The sequence below is a fragment of the Caballeronia sp. ATUFL_F1_KS39 genome (assembly GCF_023630985.1).
Lineage (GTDB): Bacteria > Pseudomonadota > Gammaproteobacteria > Burkholderiales > Burkholderiaceae > Caballeronia > Caballeronia zhejiangensis.
Genome location: NZ_JALQDZ010000041.1, coordinates 203,123 through 222,312, shown reverse-complemented (window position 1 = coordinate 222,312; position 19,190 = coordinate 203,123). Strand labels below are relative to the sequence as shown.

General features: G+C 63.1%; 15 protein-coding genes. 8 read left to right on the top strand and 7 right to left on the bottom strand.

The window, feature by feature from the left end; all coding sequences use genetic code 11:
- Positions 1-40: 40 nt before the first annotated feature.
- The 5 genes from NCR93_RS22195 to NCR93_RS22175 are packed head-to-tail and all read right to left on the bottom strand — an operon-like array spanning position 41 to position 5,275.
- The gene (locus tag NCR93_RS22195; RefSeq protein ID WP_372492501.1) at positions 41-1,486 is read right to left on the bottom strand and encodes an efflux transporter outer membrane subunit; all 1,446 of its coding nucleotides are present in this window, start codon (positions 1,484-1,486) and stop codon (positions 41-43) included.
- 14 nt (positions 1,487-1,500) lie between these two features.
- Positions 1,501-2,454, bottom strand: coding sequence for an efflux RND transporter periplasmic adaptor subunit (locus tag NCR93_RS22190; protein WP_008348371.1), 954 nt, complete (start codon positions 2,452-2,454; stop codon positions 1,501-1,503).
- Complete coding sequence (locus NCR93_RS22185) at positions 2,451-2,660, bottom strand: DUF1656 domain-containing protein (protein ID WP_008348368.1); 210 nt, start codon at positions 2,658-2,660, stop codon at positions 2,451-2,453. Before NCR93_RS22185 ends, NCR93_RS22190 begins: the two co-directional genes overlap by 4 nt.
- A gap of 34 nt (positions 2,661-2,694) precedes the next feature.
- Positions 2,695-4,761 carry an FUSC family protein gene (locus tag NCR93_RS22180; RefSeq protein WP_175981109.1) on the bottom strand — a complete coding sequence of 689 codons (2,067 nt, stop codon included), beginning with the start codon at positions 4,759-4,761 and terminating at the stop codon, positions 2,695-2,697.
- Positions 4,762-4,765: 4 nt separating this feature from the next.
- Entirely contained in the window at positions 4,766-5,275 is a 510-nt protein-coding gene (locus NCR93_RS22175; RefSeq protein ID WP_175981107.1) for a MarR family winged helix-turn-helix transcriptional regulator, read from the bottom strand.
- Between the two features lie 141 nt (positions 5,276-5,416).
- Between NCR93_RS22175 and NCR93_RS22170 the strand changes: the two genes are divergently transcribed.
- Positions 5,417-6,178 (top strand): YoaK family protein, encoded by a 762-nt coding sequence (locus NCR93_RS22170; RefSeq protein WP_008348363.1) that lies wholly within the window; start codon positions 5,417-5,419, stop codon positions 6,176-6,178.
- On the opposite strand, the gene NCR93_RS22165 is transcribed toward NCR93_RS22170, so the two are convergent.
- Positions 6,175-7,056: a LysR family transcriptional regulator gene (locus NCR93_RS22165; RefSeq protein WP_175981105.1), complete on the bottom strand. Its 882-nt coding sequence runs from the start codon at positions 7,054-7,056 to the stop codon at positions 6,175-6,177. The genes NCR93_RS22170 and NCR93_RS22165 overlap by 4 nt on opposite strands.
- Before the next feature lie 108 nt (positions 7,057-7,164).
- Between NCR93_RS22165 and ampC the strand changes: the two genes are divergently transcribed.
- The 4 genes from ampC to NCR93_RS22145 all read left to right on the top strand — a co-directional run bounded on the left by ampC (position 7,165) and on the right by NCR93_RS22145 (position 12,787).
- A complete protein-coding gene (ampC, locus tag NCR93_RS22160; protein ID WP_175981103.1) occupies positions 7,165-8,328 on the top strand; it encodes a class C beta-lactamase in 1,164 nt (387 codons plus the stop codon).
- Between the two features lie 11 nt (positions 8,329-8,339).
- Positions 8,340-9,230, top strand: coding sequence for a LysR family transcriptional regulator (locus tag NCR93_RS22155; protein WP_008348356.1), 891 nt, complete (start codon positions 8,340-8,342; stop codon positions 9,228-9,230).
- A gap of 92 nt (positions 9,231-9,322) precedes the next feature.
- The gene (locus NCR93_RS22150) at positions 9,323-11,284 is read left to right on the top strand and encodes an aconitase family protein (RefSeq protein WP_239294848.1); all 1,962 of its coding nucleotides are present in this window, start codon (positions 9,323-9,325) and stop codon (positions 11,282-11,284) included.
- Between the two features lie 60 nt (positions 11,285-11,344).
- Positions 11,345-12,787: an MFS transporter gene (locus tag NCR93_RS22145; protein ID WP_175981099.1), complete on the top strand. Its 1,443-nt coding sequence runs from the start codon at positions 11,345-11,347 to the stop codon at positions 12,785-12,787.
- A 7-nt stretch (positions 12,788-12,794) separates the two neighbouring features.
- On the opposite strand, the gene NCR93_RS22140 is transcribed toward NCR93_RS22145, so the two are convergent.
- The gene (locus NCR93_RS22140) at positions 12,795-13,700 is read right to left on the bottom strand and encodes a LysR family transcriptional regulator (protein WP_008348350.1); all 906 of its coding nucleotides are present in this window, start codon (positions 13,698-13,700) and stop codon (positions 12,795-12,797) included.
- A 105-nt stretch (positions 13,701-13,805) separates the two neighbouring features.
- Between NCR93_RS22140 and NCR93_RS22135 the strand changes: the two genes are divergently transcribed.
- From NCR93_RS22135 to NCR93_RS22125, 3 genes are all read left to right on the top strand, one after another.
- Positions 13,806-17,342: an indolepyruvate ferredoxin oxidoreductase family protein gene (locus NCR93_RS22135; RefSeq protein ID WP_175981097.1), complete on the top strand. Its 3,537-nt coding sequence runs from the start codon at positions 13,806-13,808 to the stop codon at positions 17,340-17,342.
- Positions 17,343-17,798: 456 nt separating this feature from the next.
- On the top strand, positions 17,799-18,113 hold the full coding sequence (locus NCR93_RS22130; protein WP_175981095.1) for a hypothetical protein: 315 nt from the start codon (positions 17,799-17,801) through the stop codon (positions 18,111-18,113).
- 137 nt (positions 18,114-18,250) lie between these two features.
- A complete protein-coding gene (locus NCR93_RS22125; RefSeq protein ID WP_175981093.1) occupies positions 18,251-19,189 on the top strand; it encodes a Gfo/Idh/MocA family protein in 939 nt (312 codons plus the stop codon).
- Position 19,190: the final 1 nt, after the last annotated feature.

Here is a 19,190-nt window from a genome sequence, read left to right as displayed (position 1 = left end):
CGGCGAAACTTATGCGACCCTTAGCCGTGGCTCGCGCGCGCTATTTGCCCTTTGAATTCTGCGCGATGGCTTCGTCGGTTTCCCAGCCGCCGCCTAGCGCGCGAAAGAGGTTGACCTGATCGATCGCGACCTGACCTTCGGCGGCCGCGACCTGCGCCGCGACGCCGGTGAGCGTGCGCGTCGCATCGAGATCGTTGAGGAAGGACTCGCGTCCCGCGCGATACAGGCGATTCGTCTCATCGGCGGATTCGATCGCCGATTTATACGCGGTGCGCAATGCATCGGCGCGCGTGGTGTCGGACGCGTAGGTCGCGAGGCTGCTTTGCGTTTCCTGCAGCGCCTTCAGCACGACGCCGTCGAAATGCGCGAGCGCGCCGCGCGCCGATGCTTCCGCCTGCGTCACGCGCGCGCGCTGACCGTTGATCGGAAAGCTCCAACTGATGAGCGGCCCGAACGCCCAGCGGTTCGTGTTCGCGCCGAACAAGTCTTCCGCAATGCCGACGGAACCCACCGATGCGCCGAGACTCACCGACGGATACAGCGCCGCCGTCGCGACGCCGATGCGCGCCGTCGACGACGCGAGCTGCCGTTCGGCCTGACGCACATCGGGACGGCGCTTCAGCAGCGCAGCGCCATCGCCGACCGGAATCGGCGCGCGCAGCTTCGGCAGCTTCTTGCAGGCGAGCGCGGCTTTGGGCAAATCGGACGGCGCGCGCGCGAGCAGCATCGCGAGCCGATACTGCGCGACGCGGCGGCGCGCGACGAAGCGCGGAATGTCGGCGGCGAGCGTATCGGCCTGAGTCTGTCCGCGCGTGACTTCCGACTGATTGCCGCGGCCCGCGTCGCGCAAACGCTGCGTGAGCTTCACGCGCTCTTTCTGCAGGTTGAACGACTTCTGCGCGATCTCCAGCTCTTCGCCCGCGGAGCACGATTCGACATACGCGCGCACGACATCCGCGACCACCGTGATGCGCGCGAGATCCTGCGCGGCCTCGACGGCTTCATCGTCCGCGTTCGCTGCTTCGACACCGCGCTTCAGCTTGCCGAAGAGATCGATCTCGTAGGAAATGGACAGATCGAGCGCGCCTTCGTTGACGACCGGAAGCTTCTCCGACAACAGATATTGCTCGGCCGATTCCTGCGCGCGCTGAAACGCGGCCGAGGTCTTGCCGGAGAATCCGCCTTGCTTGTTCGCGAACTCGACTTCGGCGCGCGAACGCGCGAGATTCGCGGCGGCGATGCGCAAATCCGTATTCGATGCGAGCGCCTGCGTGACGAGCTGATCGACGACGGGATCGTCATAGAGACGCCACCATTTCGCGGGCACTTCGCCTTGCGTGACGGGCGCGCGATCCGCGCCGTCGATGGCCGCGTTCGCGTAGGGCGCCTTGATCGCGGCGTTATCGGGCAGCGTGTAGTTCGGTCCGAGGGTCGTGCAGCCGAAGAGCGCGAAGGCCGACGAAGCCGCGATGGCGATCGCTTTCATGATGCGCGTGCCGTTCATCGCGATGTGCCCGACGTGCTCGAAGTCGGCGCGGGCGCCGATGCGGGCGACGTCTCCGACGCCGCGCGCTTGCCGATCTTCGGCCCGATGCCCCGCACCGAAACCGTCGCCGTGCGTCCCGCGATCATGCGGAAGTCGGCGGGGATCTCATCGAGCGTGACGCGTACCGGAATGCGCTGCGCGAGACGTACCCAACTGAACGCGGGGTTCACGTTCGGCAGGAGACTCGGGCTTTGCTGACGGTCGCGGTCTTCGATCGCCGCGACGATGCTCTGCACATGACCGCGCAAAATGTTGGCTTCGCCCATGACCTTGATATCGACGGGCTGGCCGATATCGATGCCGCCGAGCTTCGTTTCTTCGAAGTAACCCTCGACGCGGAACGATTGCATGTCCACCACCGACAGCACCGCGCGTCCCGCCGACACGAATTCGCCGGTGCGCGGCGCGCGATCGTTGAGATAACCGTCGACGGGACTCACGATCTCCGTGCGCTGCAGATTCAGGCGCGCGGTATCGATGGCGACTTCGGCATCGGCGAGGGCGGCTGTCGCCTGCTCGACGCGCGAATGCGTTTCCTCGACGACTTCGCGCGCGACGAGATTGCCGAGCGCGCGATTGCGCGCATCTTCGCGACGCGCCTGATCGAGCGTGGCGCGGCGTTGCTGCGCGGTCGCCTGCGCATTGCGCAGCGCGAGCGTGTAGCGCGCCTGATCGATCACGAAGAGCACGTCGCCTTTCTTCACCTGCTGATTGTCGGCGACCTTCACGTCGGTGATGAGGCCGGACACGTCGGGCGCGACTTGAATGACATCGGCGCGCACGTGGCCGTCGCGCGTCCACGGCGCGAACATGTAGTAATCGACGAGCTTCCACAACACGACGCACGCAATCGCGACGACGATGAGCGTAAGCAGAATCTGTCCGAGAGAGAACCAGGTTTTTTTCACGAGATGAGCCGCTGCGAAACGATGACGACAACGCCCAGCACCAGAACATAGATGCCGAGATCGAAGATGGAACGGTGCCACACGAAACGATAAAAGCCGACGCGCGCAAGCACGTTGCGAATCGCCAGATTCAACAGATAGGCGATGAACATCAGCACGAGCACGGCGGGCACGAAGACGCCGAGAATGTCGATTTCGCCGATCATGTATGGCGTTCCGATGAAGAATGAGTGACGAAGATCATGCCGGCTCTTCCTGCGTCGCGGGCGGATGCAATGAGAGCCGCATGCCGACGAGCGCGTGCAGCGTGTCGCGCAGCCATCTTTCCGCGGCCGCATTCTGCGACTGCTCGAGCGCGCGCGACGTGACCTGAGCGCTCGTCGCATCGATGCTGCGAATCAGCTCGGGCGGCACCGGCTGTCGTGCGCGCCGCGCGAGGCAGGATTCGAAGTAACGGCGCAGTGCGTCGAGCGTATCGTCGACGGATGTCTGTATGTCCAGCGGCAGCTTGCGGCGCGTGCGGCGCAGATCGAGTGCGTTGAGCGCGACACGAAAATCGCGAAAGCTTTCGATCGACGGATGACGATGCGAGTCCGTCGCGGCATGACGCGGCAAGAGCTGCATCAGACGGTCGAGCATGCGTGCGTAGAGATTGCGCTGATCCGCGATCAGCACCGAAGGCGACGCGCTCAGCACGATATCGGCCCACGCCGAGCGCGTGAGACGCGCGGCCGCGAGTTCGGCGCCGAACGGACGCGTCATGCGCGTCCAGATGAATGCGAAGAGCAGGCCCCCGACGCCCGCGAGATTGCTGTTGGCGAACACGAAGAAGTCCGCTTCGTAGGCGCTCTGGATGCTGATGAAGGTTGCGGTGTTCACGGCCGTGAGCATCGTGACGAGCGTGAAGCGCGGGCGCGGAATCAGCGTGCCGATAATAAGGAACGGCACCGCGAAAATCACGACGAGCATCGGGAAATCGTGTACGTGCGGCAAGACGGCGAACACGTAGAGTCCGGCGAGCACGACGCTCAGACACGTCGCGAGAAAGAACGTGAACACTTGCGGCGCGGGCTCGTCGAGCGCGGCGAAGAAGCAGCACGCGACGGCGGCGAGCGTCACGGCGGCCGCGCCGTCGTTCCATCCCGATTCGATCCACAACCCGCATGCAACGATGATCGCGCTCACCGCGACGCCCGTCGAAAAGAGCATCATGCCGCGATCGAAAAAGCGCGCGGTGCCGCCCAAACGCCAGTGACGGAAGTGCGGACGCCATTCGCTCGTCTCGTTGAGAATGGCCGCACGCAACGCGCGAATGTCCTGCCATACGTCGATGACCTGACCGAGACGCCACAGCGCATTCGAGAGCAGCGCGCCGTCGGCGCTCGCGAGCGCTTCGACGGGCGGACGCATCGCATTGATGCGCTCGCGGAAGGCATCGGGCGCGCGGTCGGTTTCGACATCCTCTTTGGCGCGCGGCGTGGGCGAGCCGACCCACGCGGCGACGTCCTTCAACAGCGCTTCGAGCCCTTCAGGATGCTCGCCGTGCTTCCCGATCAGTTCGATGAGCGGATCGGCCATCGATGAAATGAGCGGCAGAAAGATCTGCATGCGTCCCTGCAACGCGCGCGCACGCCGGATGATGTCGGGCCGCGTGTGATCGTAGGTCAATTGGCTCAGCAGGAATTCGAGTCCGTTGACGGTCGCCGCGAGCCGCTGCCGCGCCGCCGATATGGAGGCGCCCGCGATATGCCCCGAGAGCGTTTCGCTCGCGTAGAAGGCGGCGTCGCGGAACCATGCGTCCGTTCGTTCGATGAGCGTCGGCGCGAGGCGGCTCGGAAACACCACGCTGCCGACGACGCTCGCCACCACGATGCCGAGCAGGATCTCTTCGGTGCGCGTGATCGCGAGATCGAAGACGGCCGTCGGATTCGTGACGGCGGGCAGCGCGATCAGCGGCAGCGTGTAGCCCGCGAGCAGAAACACATAGCTGCGCGCGCTGCGGTCGAACATCGAGAGAAAGAGCAGCGTGCCCGTCCACAACGCGACGATCACGCTGAAGAGATACGGCGATTCGACGAACGGCGGCACGATCAACACCGCGCCCGCCGCGCCGATCATGGTGCCGAGCGCGCGATACAGCGCCTTCGAGCGCGTCGCGCCGACGAACGGATTCGACACGATATAGACGGTCGCCATCGCCCAATAAGGACGCGGCAATTCGAGTCTGAGGCCGATGTAGAGCGCGATCATCGCGGCGGCGAAGGTCTTGGCGGAAAAGAGCCACTCGCGCGCGGATGGAAAGGACATGGCGCTATGCTCCGCGCTTTGCGGCGGACCGCGCCGGCTTTGCGGTTTGATCGCCGGCTTCGAGTGCCGCGAGCAGCTTCGCATCCGGCGACGCGCTGAATACGTTCAACACGCGCAATGTCGTTTCCAGGTCTTCGCGGCTCACGCCCTTCAATAACCGCGCGCGCAGCGTGACGAGACGCTCTTCCATGCGCGCGGTGACGGCGCGGCCTTCGTCGGTAAGCGTGATGGTCTTGGCGCGCTTGTCTTCGGGATCTTCGTCACGGCGCACGAGTCCGGCCGCGCAAAGCTGATCGAGCAGCCGCACGAGCGATGGCCCTTCGATGCCGACATGCTCCGCGAGCGTCACCTGACGCACCGCCTCGCCGAGCCGGTTGGCCGTGAGCAGCGGCACGGCGCATGCTTCCGACACGCCGTACGAGGCGAGCACGCCGTGGCTCGTGCGGCGCCAGCGTCGCGCGGCAAGCACGAGCGTGCTGCTCACGGAGCGGCGCAGAAAGTCGAGATGAGTCATGCGGCGGGATTATAGCGAGAACTCTATTCGTTAGCATGCTATCGACTTATGTTTTTTCTTTCAGATTGCGTACGGTAGGCATGCCCGGAGAGGCAAATTGGCGTGCTATCTTTTCGGCTCGATCATCCTGCCCGAGCCGCCATGCCGATTGCCTATATCCGTGGCTTGACTTCGCCCAGCCGCACCGATTCCGCCAACCGGCGTCTGGGCTGCGCGCTCGCCTTCGTCGCGGGCGCCGCGAACGCGGGCGGCTTTCTCGCGGTCGGGCAATACACGTCGCATATGTCGGGGCTCGTTTCATCCATCGCCGATAACCTCGTGCTCGGCCAGATCGCCTTGGTCTTTTCCGCGATCGGCGCGGTCGGCGCGTTCCTCGGCGGCGCGGCGACTTCCGCGGTGCTCATCAACTGGGGACGGCAGCGGCGCGCGCATAGCGTGTTCGCAACGCCGCTTTTGCTCGAAGCGGCGCTTCTGCTCGTGTTCGGCATGCTCGGCGCCAATCTGGAGACGCATCGCGTGTGGGATGTGCCGTTGACCGTCGCGCTGCTTTGCTTCGTGATGGGCCTGCAAAACGCGATGATCACGAAGATATCGAAGGCGGAGATCCGCACGACGCATGTGACGGGTCTCGTGACGGACATCGGCATCGAGATCGGCAAGAGCCTTTACTGGAACCGCGGCGTCGCGCGCGACGATGCCTCTTATGTGCGCGCGAATCACGCGCGTCTCGCGCTGCTGAGTTCGCTCTTCGCGATGTTCATGCTCGGCGGTTTCGCGGGCGCGATCGGCTTCGCGCATCTCGGCTTCGCGACGACCGTGCCGCTCGCCGCGTTGCTGCTGCTGTTCTCGTCCGTGCCGCTCGCGGACGATCTCGCGGCAGGCAGACGCCGCCTGCGCCGCTAAACGGCCTCGGCCGCTTCCCGGACGATCCAGTCGCGAAAGAGCTTCATGCCGTGCGAAAGACGCCGTGACTTGAGCCACGTGAGCCAGTAGCTGCCGGTTCTCACTTCGACATCGAACGGACGCACGAGCAGCCCGGCCTGCAACTCGCGCACGAACATGCGCGGCGGCGCGAGCGCGACGCCCGCGCCTTGCACGGCGGCTTCCACCATCAGGCGCGACGAATCGAAGACGGGACCGTTCATCGTCCATGCGTCGAGGCCCGCGGCGTCGAACCAGTCGCTCCAGTCGTCCGCGCGATAGGAGCGCAGCAGCACTTCATTGACGAGATCGGATGGCGTGTAAAGACGCCGCGCGATGTCGGGCGCGCACAGCGCGGCGAGCGGCGCATCGAGCAGCAGCGCGTTATGCGTCGCCGGCCAGACGCCCGCGCCGAAGCGGATGGCGAAGTCGAGCCCTTCGGACGCGGGATCGACGAGATTGTTATGCGTGAAGAGCCGCAACTCGACGAACGGATGCGTCTCGCGAAACGCCTTCATGCGCGGCATCAGCCAGCCGACCGCGAACGTGCCGACCACGCCCACCGTCAGCACTTCGTGAAAGTGTCCCCCTTCGAACTGCTTGAGCACGGCTTCGATGCGGCCGAACGCATCGCTCAACACGGGCAGTAACGCGCGCCCTTCGTCGGTGACGCTGAGGCCGCGCGGGACGCGTCTGAAAAGCGGCGTGCCGAGCCGTTCCTCCAGCGCGCGCACTTGCTGGCTGACGGCCGCCTGCGTGACGTTCAATTCCTGCGCGGCGCGCGTGAAACTCAGATGCCGCGCCGACGCTTCGAACGCGCGCAACGCATTCAGGGGAAGATGAGGTCGCATGGCTCGCATAAGTTTTTCTATTGCCAGCGGCAAATTATCCTCGATTGTCGAAGTGCGAAAAAGAGCGGATATTTCGCTTCGTTCCAATCATGCAAACCAGAACGAAGGATCAAGACAATGAAGTTTCGCGCGCTGAGTCTTTTGGCAGCAGCCATTTTTTCTTTTGGCGCGATGTCCGGCGCCGCCTATGCCGACCATGCAGCGAGCGTCAAGTCGACCGTCGATCAGACCATCGAGCCGTTGATGGCGCTGCACGGCATTCACGGCATGGCCGTGGGCGTCGTCGTCGACGGCAAGCCTTATGTGTTCGAGTACGGCGTGGCGTCTAAGGCGACGAAGCAGCCCGTCACGCGCGATACGCTCTTCGAACTCGGCTCGATCAGCAAGACGTTCACCGCGACGCTCGCATCGTATGCGCAGATCGAAGGCGATCTTTCCTTGAACGATCCGGTGAGCAAGTATCTTCCATCGCTCGATGGGACGGAGTTCGGCAAGGTGACGTTGCTGAATCTCGGCACGCACACGCCGGGCGGCTTGCCGCTGCAAGTGCCCGACGAGATTCACGACAACGAGCAACTGATGCAGTACTTCAAAACATGGCGTCCGGCCCGGCCGCCCGGCACGATCCGCACGTATGCGAATCCCGGCATCGGCACGCTCGGCCTCATCACGGCGAAGAGCATGAAGCAGGACTTCGCAGCGCTGATGGAGACGCGTCTCTTTCCCGCGCTGGGACTGAAGCAGAGTTACATCAACGTGCCCGCTTCGAAGCAGCGCGATTACGCGCAAGGCTATACGAAAGACGACGCGCCGATACGCATGAAAGGCGGCGTGCTTTCGCCGGAGGCTTATGGCGTGAGATCGACGGCTGCGGACATGACGCGCTTCCTGCAGATCAACATGAACCTGGTGCGTATCGATCCGGCGTTTCAGCGCGCCGTCGATGCCACGCACACGGGCTATTTCCAGGCCGGCCCGATGACGCAGGATCTCATCTGGGAACAGTATCCGTATCCGGTCGCGTTACAGCCTTTGCTCGATGGAAACTCGTCGTCGATGATCCTGAACGCGACGCCCGTCACGCGCATCGATCCGCCGCAAGCGCCGCGCGACGACGTGTGGATCAACAAGACCGGCTCGACCAACGGCTTCGGCGCCTATATCGCGTTCGTGCCGAAAGCGCGCGTGGGCATCGTGATGCTCGCGAACAGGAACATCCCGAACGAAGAGCGTGTGAAGGCGGCGTATGCAATCATCACGTCGTTATCCGGCGGACGATAAACACGAGAGCCATGCGAATCGATCCCTACAGTCTCGAACTCTTCATCGCGGTCGTCGAGGAGGGATCGATTGCGCGCGCCGCGAGCCGCAGTCACATCGCGCCATCGGCGTTGAGCAGGCGCATCGCCGATCTCGAAGCGGCCATCGGCGTCGCGCTGCTCATTCGCTCGCCCTCGGGCGTGCAACTGACCGAAGCGGGGCAGCATGCTTATGCGAGCGCGCGTTCCATTCATGGACAACTCGAGAGCATGGCGCGCGAAGTTCAGTCGATGAGCGGCCAGATCGCGGGCGTCGTGCGTCTCTATGCCAATGCGTCGGCGATCGTCGGCTTTCTGCCTGAACGTCTCACGTCGTTCAAGGCGCGCTATCCGCTCGTCGAGATCGCGTTGACGGAACAGATCAGCGATGAAGTGATTCGCGCGTGTCTCGACGATCGCGCGGATGTCGGGATATCGGCGAGCACGAAGGCGCATGCGGGTCTCGATACATGGCGCTTCGTCGACGATCCGCTGATGGTCGTCCTGCCGCCCGGTCACGAACTCGCGCAAGCAGACGCGCTGAGCTTCGCCGAAGTGACGCGCTTTCCGCTCGTCGCGTTGCAGGCAGGCGGCTCGCTCGATCAGACCTTGAAGGAACACGCCGACGCCGCGCGCGTGCCGCTCAACGTGACCGTCACCGTCAACAGCTTCGATGCGCAATGCCGCATGGTCGAAGCGGGACTCGGCATCGGCATCGTGCCGACGAGCGCGGCGTCGGCGTTCGCGGGTTCGCGCAATTTCGTGCGCGTGCCGTTGCGCGAAACGTGGGGTAGCGGACGATGCCTGCGCGTTCATGCGCCGCGCAAGTCTTCGCGGCTGAAGGCGGTGCAGGCGCTGATCGATACGCTCATCGGCGAGGGTTAACACGGACATCGCGTCTCGCGATGGCCCCAGTGCCGAACGAACACTTCATGCACGCGCGCGGGTGCGTCTAGATTGGCGTCGAGGAGAATGCGATGGCCAATCTGAATGTAAGCGGACGAATCCTGTTTCTGAGCGCGGACGCCGCGAAGGTCGAGCAGCAACTCGCCGGCGAGGATCTCACGCTCGATGAAGCGGGCGCACTGCGCGACGATGTGTCCACCGACGAAATCACGCCGATCAGCGTGCTCACGCGTTTCGACGAGCGGCTCGGTCAATGCCCGTATGTCGCATTTCATGCGGGCGGGCGCAATCCGATCGGCCACGATGCCGTGCGCGCGGGCCGCTTTCAGGTGACGGTCGCGGGCAATCGCTATGGCAAAGGCTCGTCGCGCGAACATAGCCCGCTCGCCGAATATCACGCGGGCATACGGCTCGTGATCGCGCGGAGCTTCGAACGCATCTATCGGCAGAACGCGGACAATCTCGGGCTTTTCACGTCGACGGATTTCGGCCTGATCGAACGCATCCGGTGCGGCGAGGCTATCGATATCGATGAACTCGTTGCGGATCGCGATCCGTTGGCGGCGGCGATCCTTACGAGCGGCGGACTGTTGCGCTATGGAAAGTTGCATATGCAACGAGTCAGCATCGGCGAAGCATCGCACGATGAAGCGCCGCGCACGCTCGTAGAGAAAATTCTCGCGCGTCACACATTGACGACCGATGTGACCAACGCATCGCTCGAAGCGGGCAACGGCATCTTCGTGCGCGCGGACTGGCGCTTCATCCACGAGTACTACACGGGCATGGCCGCGCATATGCTGCACGCGGCATTCGGCCGCCCGCTGACGCTGCACGAACCGCGCAGCATGCTCGCGTTCGAGGATCATCTGTCGTATTCGCATCGCAGCGAACTGCATATCGGGAACGGGCTGCTGCCGAACGTGCGCGAGTTATCGGACGCGCATCGCACGTTCGCGCATGACTACGATGTGCGCAATCACGGCTATCTGAGCGAAGCGAACAGCGAGCTCGACGAAGGCTCCGAAGGCATCTCGCACGCAATGATGGCCGAGCGCTACGCGTTGCCCGGCCACGTGATCGTCGGAACCGATTCGCATACGCCGCATAGCGGCGCGCTCGGATGTGTCGCGTTCGGCGTCGGCACGACGGACATGGCGAACGCATTCGTCACCGGCGCGGTTCGCATGACGGTGCCGCAATCGTTGCTCATCGAACTATCGGGACCGATTCCCGCGGGCGTCACCGCGAAGGACATCGTGCTTCACTTGCTTGCCGATTCGCGCATACGCGCGGGCGCGGGCGTCGGCAAGGTGTTCGAGTTCGCGGGCACGGCCATCGCGAGCCTCTCGACCGATGAGCGCACGACGCTCACCAACATGACGGCCGAGTTAGGCGGCTTCACGGGCATCGTCGCTCCCGACGATGAAACCGTGCGCTTTCTGAAGGCGCGGCGCGGCATCGACTTCAAGATCGAGCCATGGATGCGAAGCGATGAAGGCGCGCGCTACGCCGATGTCATCGCGATCGATTGCTCGCGTCTCACGCCGATGCTCGCCGCGCCCGGCGATCCGGGCAACGGCATCGCGCTTGAAGCGCTCGATGAAAGGCCGGTCATCGATATCGCGTATGGCGGTTCGTGCACGGCAGGCAAGCGCGAGGACTTCGATCACTATCACGAAGTGCTTTCGTGGGCGGCGAAGCGCGGCTTGCGCGTGCGCGGCAATGTGACGCTCTATTTGCAATTCGGCACGCAGGACGTGCGCGACTATTGCATCGCGCAAGGCTATGTCGATGCGTTCGAGCGCGTCGGCGCGATTCTGCTGCAACCGTCGTGCGGTGCGTGCGCGAACTGCGGACCAGGTTCGTCGACACAGGCCGAACAAGTCACCATCAGCGCGATCAATCGCAATTTTCCGGGCCGCTCGGGTCCGGGAAAAGTATGGCTCGCAAGCCCGCCGACGGTAGTTGCAAGTGCAATTATCGGCCGCATCGCATCGTTCGCGGAGTTGCAAGAACGCTTCACGCAGTAAGCACGCAGCATGACAGAGCCGCCATCGATGCGGCTTCAAAATACATTCAGGAGACAAGCAATGGCCATCATGCAGGGCACTTCGCGTCTGCACGACGCCGCCGGCAGCGCGTTCACGGACGCGCCCGCCATCGCGGACACGGCGGGCATCTCGGCACGCCTCGACCGGCTTCCCGCCACGCGCGCGGTGTGGAAACTCGTCTTTCTGCTGAGCCTCGGCTTCTTCTTCGAGCTATATGATCTGCTCTTCACCGGCTATATCGCGCCGGGTCTCGTGAAGAGCGGCATTCTCACATCGACGACCGCGGGTCTCTTCGGCACGACGGGCGTCGCGAGCTTCATCGCCGCGCTGTTCTGCGGCTTGTTCATCGGCACGATCGCGTGCGGCTTTCTCGCCGATCGCTACGGACGTCGCGCGATCTTCACGTATTCGCTGCTCTGGTACGTCGCGGCGAATACCGTGATGGCGTTTCAGGACACGGCACTGTGGCTCAACTTCTGGCGCTTCGTGTCGGGGCTCGGCATCGGTGTGGAACTCGTGACCATCGGTACTTATATGTCCGAGCTTGCGCCGAAACATCTGCGTGGAAGGGCGTTCGCCGTGTGTCAGGCGATCGGCTTTTCCGCCGTGCCGGTGGTCGCGTTCCTTTCGTGTCTGCTCGTGCCGCGCGCGCCGTTCGGCTTCGATGGCTGGCGCTGGGTCGCATTGGCGGGGGGCGTGAGTGCGCTGTTCGTTTGGTACTTCCGGCGCAATCTGCCGGAAAGCCCGCGCTGGCTCGCGAGCAAAGGCCGCATCGACGAAGCCGACGAAGTGCTGCGCCGTCTCGAAGACACGGTCGCGCTTCAGTACGGCAAGCCGTTGCCCGCGCCGGGTCCTTCCGATCCCATTGCAAGAAAGGCCGGGTTCGCCGATATGTGGAAGCCGCCGTATCGCAAGCGCACGCTCATGCTGATCGTCTTTCATATCTGTCAGACGGTCGGTTTCTACGGCTTCGCGAACTGGGTGCCGACCCTGCTCGTCAAGCAGGGCGTGACAGTCACGTCGAGCCTGCTCTATACGACGGTGATCGGGCTAGCCGCGCCCATCGGTCCCTTGCTCGGCTACTGGATCGCCGATCGTTTCGAACGCAAGCATGTGATCGTGTTCATGGCGGCCGTGAATATCGTCGCGGGCCTGCTGTTCAGCCAGGCGTCGGCGGCGGTGACGATCGTCACGCTCGGCGTGTTGCTCACGCTCGCGGGCAACATCATCTCGTTCACGTATCACACGTATCAGCAAGAGCTTTATCCGACGACGATCCGCGCACGCGCTGTCGGCTTCGTGTATTCGTGGAGCCGGCTATCGGCGGTGTTCAGTTCGTTCGTGATCGCGTTCGTGCTGAAGGAAGCGGGCGTGACCGGCGTGTTCGGCTTCATCGCGGGCGCGATGCTGATCGTGATGATCTGCATCGGATCGATGGGACCGCGCACGCTCGGCCGATCGCTCGAAAGCATTTCGCATTGAGTTCGAACTAAGCACCACAGGCATGAATCAGGAACTGCTGCACGGCGGTCGACGGGGCGCTCAACGTCGCGCCCTTGCGCCAGATCATGCCTGCTTCCATATGAGGAATCGCGTCGTTGACGGGCCGCGCCTCGATGCGCTTGCCTTCGAGCGACCACGGCCGAAACACCATATCCGATAGCACCGTGACGCCGAAGCCATGCGCCACGAGTCCGCGCAGCGCTTCCATCGAACTCGTGCGAAACGCGATGTTCGGTTCGATGCGCTTCTTGTGCCAGTAGCGCATCGTCGATTGCTCGCCTTCATCGACGGTAATCAGAATGTAGGGATGCACGGCGATATCCTTCAACGATACCGCGTGCTGCTGCGCGAGCGGATGCATCGGCGCGACCCACAGTTGCCGGCGCGAACGCATCAAGACCTGGCTGTCGAAACGATTCGGACGCTGCAGATTCGATAGCAGCACCACGCCGATATCGACATCGCCATTCGCGACTGCTTCTTCGATTTGCGGCCGCTCCATATCACGCAGATCGAAATCGATGAACGGATACGTCGCACGAAAGCGCGCGAGCAGTTCCGGCAAAAAATACCCGAGCACCGTATAGGACGCCGCGATTCGCGCGACGCCGCGCATGTCGTGCGCGCGAAACGGCGGCATGTGCATCGCATCGCGCGCGGCGTCGAGCACGCGACGCGCATGGTTATGAAAATCCTGACCGTCGGGCGTCAGCGCGACGCCTTGCGGCAGGCGCTCGAACAGCTTCGTGCCGAGCGCGCTTTCGAGCGCGAGCACCGCATTCGTGATCGCCGACTGCGATACGTGTTCGTTGGCCGCCGCCATCGAGAACTGGCCCGTTTGCGCGGCGGCGACGAAGTAGCGCAACTGCCTGAGCGTGAGATCGAACGCCATCTGATTTTCAGATACCGGAGTTGTGTATTCGTGATTTTACGATCGCAAATCGGCTTCCTATACTCGGCAAAAAAACTAATTCCCGAATTCCGGAGACATGCCCTCATGAACGCACCCGATCGCGCCGCACTAGCCGCTGCAACCGTAACGCTCGACGATAAATACACGCTGGAGAAAGGCCGCGTCTATATCAGCGGCACGCAGGCGCTCGTGCGTCTGCCGATGTTGCAGAAAGCGCGCGACCGCAAGGCGGGGCTGAACACGGCGGGCTTCGTTTCGGGCTATCGCGGATCGCCGCTCGGTGCGCTCGATCAGTCGCTATGGAAGGCGAAGGCGCATCTGAAGAATAACGACATCGTGTTTCAGCCGGGCGTGAACGAGGATCTCGCGGCGACGTCGATCTGGGGCACGCAGCAGATCAATCTGTGGCCGGGCGCGACACGCGATGGCGTGTTCGGCATGTGGTACGGCAAGGGACCGGGCGTCGATCGCACCGGCGATGTTTTCAAGCACGCGAATTCCGCAGGCACCGACAAGCATGGCGGCGTGCTTGTCCTCGCGGGCGACGATCACGCGGCGAAGTCGTCCTCGGTCGCGCATCAGTCGGATCATGCGTTCATCGCGGCGGGCATTCCGGTGCTGTATCCGTCGAACGTGCAGGAGTATCTCGACTACGGCCTGCACGGATGGGCGATGAGCCGCTATTCGGGCCTGTGGGTCGCGATGAAATGCGTGACCGATGTGGTCGAATCGACGGCATCGATCGATCTCGATCCGGATCGCGTGGAGATCGTCACGCCGGACGACTACGCGATGCCCGAAGGCGGCCTCAACATTCGCTGGCCAGATTCGCCGCTCGCGCAGGAAGCGCGTCTGCTCGACGAGAAGTGGTACGCGGCGCTGGCCTACGTGCGTGCGAACAAGCTCAATCGCGTCGTCATCGATTCGGACAAGCCGCGCTTCGGCATCATCACGGCGGGCAAGGCGTATCTCGATGTGCGTCAGGCGCTCGTCGATCTCGGTCTCGATGATGACACCTGCGCGCAGATCGGCCTGCGCGTGCTGAAAGTGGGCTGCGTGTGGCCACTCGATGCGCAGGACGCACGCGCGTTCGCGACCGGTCTCGAAGAGATTCTCGTCGTGGAAGAGAAGCGGCAGATTCTCGAATACGCGCTGAAAGAAGAGCTTTATAACTGGCGTGAAGACGTGCGCCCGCGCATCTACGGCAAGTTCGACGAACGCGACAACGAAGGCGGCGAATGGTCCGTGCCGCGCGGCGACTGGTTGCTGCCGGCGCATTACGAGCTATCGCCCGCGTTGATCGCGAAGGCTATCGCGCGTCGTCTCGCGCGCGCGGATCTTCCCGAAGACGTGCGTGCGCGCATGTTGTCGCGCGTCGAAACGATCGAAGCGAAAGAGCGCGAGGCAACCAAGCCGCGCGTCGATGTCGAGCGCAAGCCGTGGTTCTGCTCGGGATGTCCGCATAACACATCGACGCGCGTGCCCGAAGGATCGCGCGCGCTCGCGGGCATCGGCTGCCATTACATGTCGATGTGGATGGACCGCAAGACCGAGACGTTCAGCCAGATGGGCGGCGAGGGCGTCGCGTGGATCGGCCAGATGCATTTCTCCGGCGATAAACACGTCTTCGTCAATCTCGGCGACGGCACATACTTCCATTCGGGCCTGCTCGCGGTGCGCGCGGCGATTGCGGCGAACGCGAACATCACGTACAAGATTCTCTATAACGATGCGGTTGCTATGACGGGCGGCCAGCCCGTCGACGGCATATTGACGGTGCCGCAGATCGCGCATCAGGTCTATGCGGAAGGAGCGAAGCGCATCGTCATCGTGACCGACGAGCCGCAGAAATACGATGCGAACGTTGCGTTGCCCCAGGGCGTGAACGTGCATCATCGCGATGAGCTCGATCACATTCAGCGCGAGTTGCGCGATACGCAAGGCACGACCATCCTCATCTACGACCAGACTTGCGCGACGGAGAAGCGCCGTCGCCGCAAGCGTGGCACGTATCCCGATCCGGCGCGTCGCGCGTTCATCAACGATGCGGTTTGCGAAGGCTGCGGCGATTGCTCGGTGCAATCGAACTGCCTGTCGGTCGAGCCGATGGACACGCCGCTCGGCACGAAGCGCAAGATCAACCAGTCTTCGTGCAACAAGGATTTCTCGTGCGTGAAGGGCTTTTGCCCGAGTTTCGTCACCGCTGAAGGCGCGCAGGTTCGCAAGCCCAAGGCGGCCGCAGGCGTGAAGCCGGACTTCGATAATTTGCCGATCCCTTCGTTGCCTGCCTTGTCGAAGCCTTACGGCATTCTCGTGACGGGCGTCGGCGGCACGGGCGTGGTGACGATCGGCGGATTGATCGGCATGGCCGCGCATATCGAACGCAAGGGCGTGACCGTGCTCGATATGGCGGGTCTCGCGCAGAAGGGCGGCGCGGTGCTGAGTCACGTGCAGATCGCGCCGAAGCCGCAAGCGCTGCATGCGACACGCATCGCAACGGGCGAAGCGCGGCTCGTCATCGGTTGCGATGCGATCGTGTCAGCATCGAACGATGTGCTGTCGCGCACGCGTCACGGCATCACGCACGCGGCGATCAACAGCGGCGCGACGCCGACCGCCGAGTTCGTCACGAATGCGCAATGGACCTTTCCCGCTGCGCAGACGGAGCAGGCGTTGTCGGAGAGCATCGGCGCGGGATGCGAGTTCGTCGATGCCAATGCGCTCGCGTTGAAACTGCTCGGCGACACGATCTATTCGAATCCGCTGCTGCTTGGTTTCGCGTGGCAGAAGGGCTGGTTGCCGCTCGAACTCGCGAGCCTCACGCGCGCGATCGAACTGAACGGCGTGGCCGTCGAGAAGAACGTGCTCGCGTTCAGCTGGGGCCGCTTCGTTGCGCAGAACGGCGCCGGCGATCTGCTCAAGTCCACGCAGCACGCGGTCATCGTCAAGATGCCGGAGTCGCTGGAGAACGTGATCGCGACGCGCGAAGCGTTGCTCGCGGCGTATCAGAGCGAAGCGTATGCGCGTTCGTATCGCGATGTCGTCGAGCGCATTCGCGAGAAGGAAAAGCTGCTGAACGCGAAGTTACCCCTTACGCGCGCCGTCGCGGTGAATCTCGCGAAGCTGATGGCTTATAAGGACGAGTACGAAGTTGCGCGTCTCTATGCGGATCCCGCGTATCTCGACAAGCTGCGTGAGCAGTTCGAGGGCGAACCGGGCCGCGATTACAAGCTGATGTTCCATCTCGCGCCGCCGCTTTTCGCTAAACGCGACGAGCATGGCCATCTCGTGAAGCAGCGTTTTGGTGCGTGGATGCTGCCGGCGTTTCGCGTGCTCGCGAAGATGAAGGGTTTGCGCGGCACATCGTTCGATGTGTTCGGCAAGACGGAAGAGCGCCGCACCGAACGCCGGATGATCGCGGATTACATTGCGCTCGTCGATGAATTCGTTGCGACGCTCGATGCGCAACGATGCGATGCCGCGTTGAAGCTTGCGAAACTACCTGATGAAATCCGCGGCTTCGGGCATGTGAAGGAGCGCAACATCGCGGCCGTCGCGAAGAAGCGCGAACGGTTGATCGAAAGTTATCGCGCGCCGGTGGAGGTGGCGGCGACTGCGTGAGCGGGCGATTGGGTATCGCGAGGTGACGAATCGGAAGCTGTATCGCGAATTCGTCACCGTAACTTCAAGTGACGAATCAATTCGGATGGCAAAGTATTCTGTTGGCTCGCTATGTTCGAGAGTCAGAATATGCAATCGTCGTTGCCGTATAGCAGAGACGAGCCGTCGTTCGATTGGAAGCCTGCAAAGAAGCCGATTGAGGTGGGTCGCTTCGAAATCCGTCCACCGTCCGTGCCCTTCAATGCGAAGCCAATCTATGACGCGGAGCTGGATGCCGTCATTGGCTATCGCGAGGAAAACGCGGGCGTATCACGATAAGCGAGAGGCGTATAGAGTCGCCGCTTACCGTCGTTCGAGAGCGCGACTACACCATTCTTCACTTCGCTTACAGACACATCCTATGAAGCAGCCCACCGTTCATACCACGGCGCATATTGATTCCAGTGCGACAGTGCAATGGGACAGCGATTGCTTCACTGTGCGCTGCGCAATCGAGTATGCGGCTTCGTCCACTTCCGTCGAAAGACGGTCAACCTAAGCGAAGAGATCGACCGGCGCTGCGATATCCATCCGCCGATTCATGTCATTACTGCGGGAACGCTATCGATGGTGTTAGATTTGGATAAGCGTCTCAAGGGGTTCGACCTCTACACAAATCCCGAAAAGTGGGTTGCATGCTCGCTGCCTTTGCGCGGCGCGGTTCAGGAAACGCCGCATATCGAGACGTCGTTCGATGCAAACGGTCACGGGAACGGGCATCGGGGTCGATGAGAATCTGGCGCAGATTTGCGTAGAGGGTTTATTTCTGGAAATAACGAAGCCGAAGCATGAAACGCTTTGGGCCGCGCTGTTCGGCCGCGGTCACGCGGGAACGTGATTCGGTTCCACGGAAAGGAGGAGACATTCGCATGAAAGCCGTACACAAGCTCGCCGTCGTCGGCATCGGCAAGATCGCGCGGGATCAGCACTTGCCCGCGATCGCCGCGCAGCCGGGGTTCGAACTCGTCGCGTGCGCGAGCCGCAATGCAAGCGTCGAAGGCGTGCGCAACTATCCGGATATCGGCGCGCTGCTCGCCGCCGAGCCGTCGGTCGATGCAGTGTCGCTCTGCGCGCCGCCTCAAGTGCGTTATGCGCAAGCGCTCGCCGCACTCGACGCAGGCAAGCACGTCATGCTCGAAAAGCCGCCAGGCGCGAGCGTGAGCGAAGTCGAAGCATTGCGCGACGTTGCACGCGCGAACGGCTGCACGCTCTTCGCCTCGTGGCATTCGCGCGCGGCGAGCGCAGTCGAACCGGCGCGCGCCTGGCTCGCGTCGAAGGAACCGGGCGCGATTCGCTCGGTAGAAGTGCGATGGAAGGAAGACGTGCGGCGCTGGCATCCGGGGCAGCAATGGATCTGGGAGCCGGGCGGTCTCGGCGTATTCGATCCAGGCATCAACGCGCTATCGATCGTCACGCGCATCCTGCCGCATGAAGTCGCGCTGCGCGCCGCCACGCTCACGATGCCGGCCGATACATCCACGCCGATCGCCGCCGAACTCGATTGCGTCGCGACGAACGGCGCGCCGGTGCGCGCGGTGTTCGATTGGCGTCACGGTCCCGTCGAGGAATGGGACATCGACATCGAAACGGACGCGGGCCGCCTCTCGATGCGCGAAGGCGGCAAGCGTCTGTCGATCGCGGGCAAGGAGATCGATGTCGAAGCCGAGCGCGAATATCCCGCGCTGTACGAGCACTTTCACACGCTCATCGAAACGAAAACGAGCGATGTCGATGTGCGACCGCTGCGACTCGTCGCCGATGCATTCCTCACCGGACGGCGCATCGAAACGGAAGCATTCGGCCGCTGAC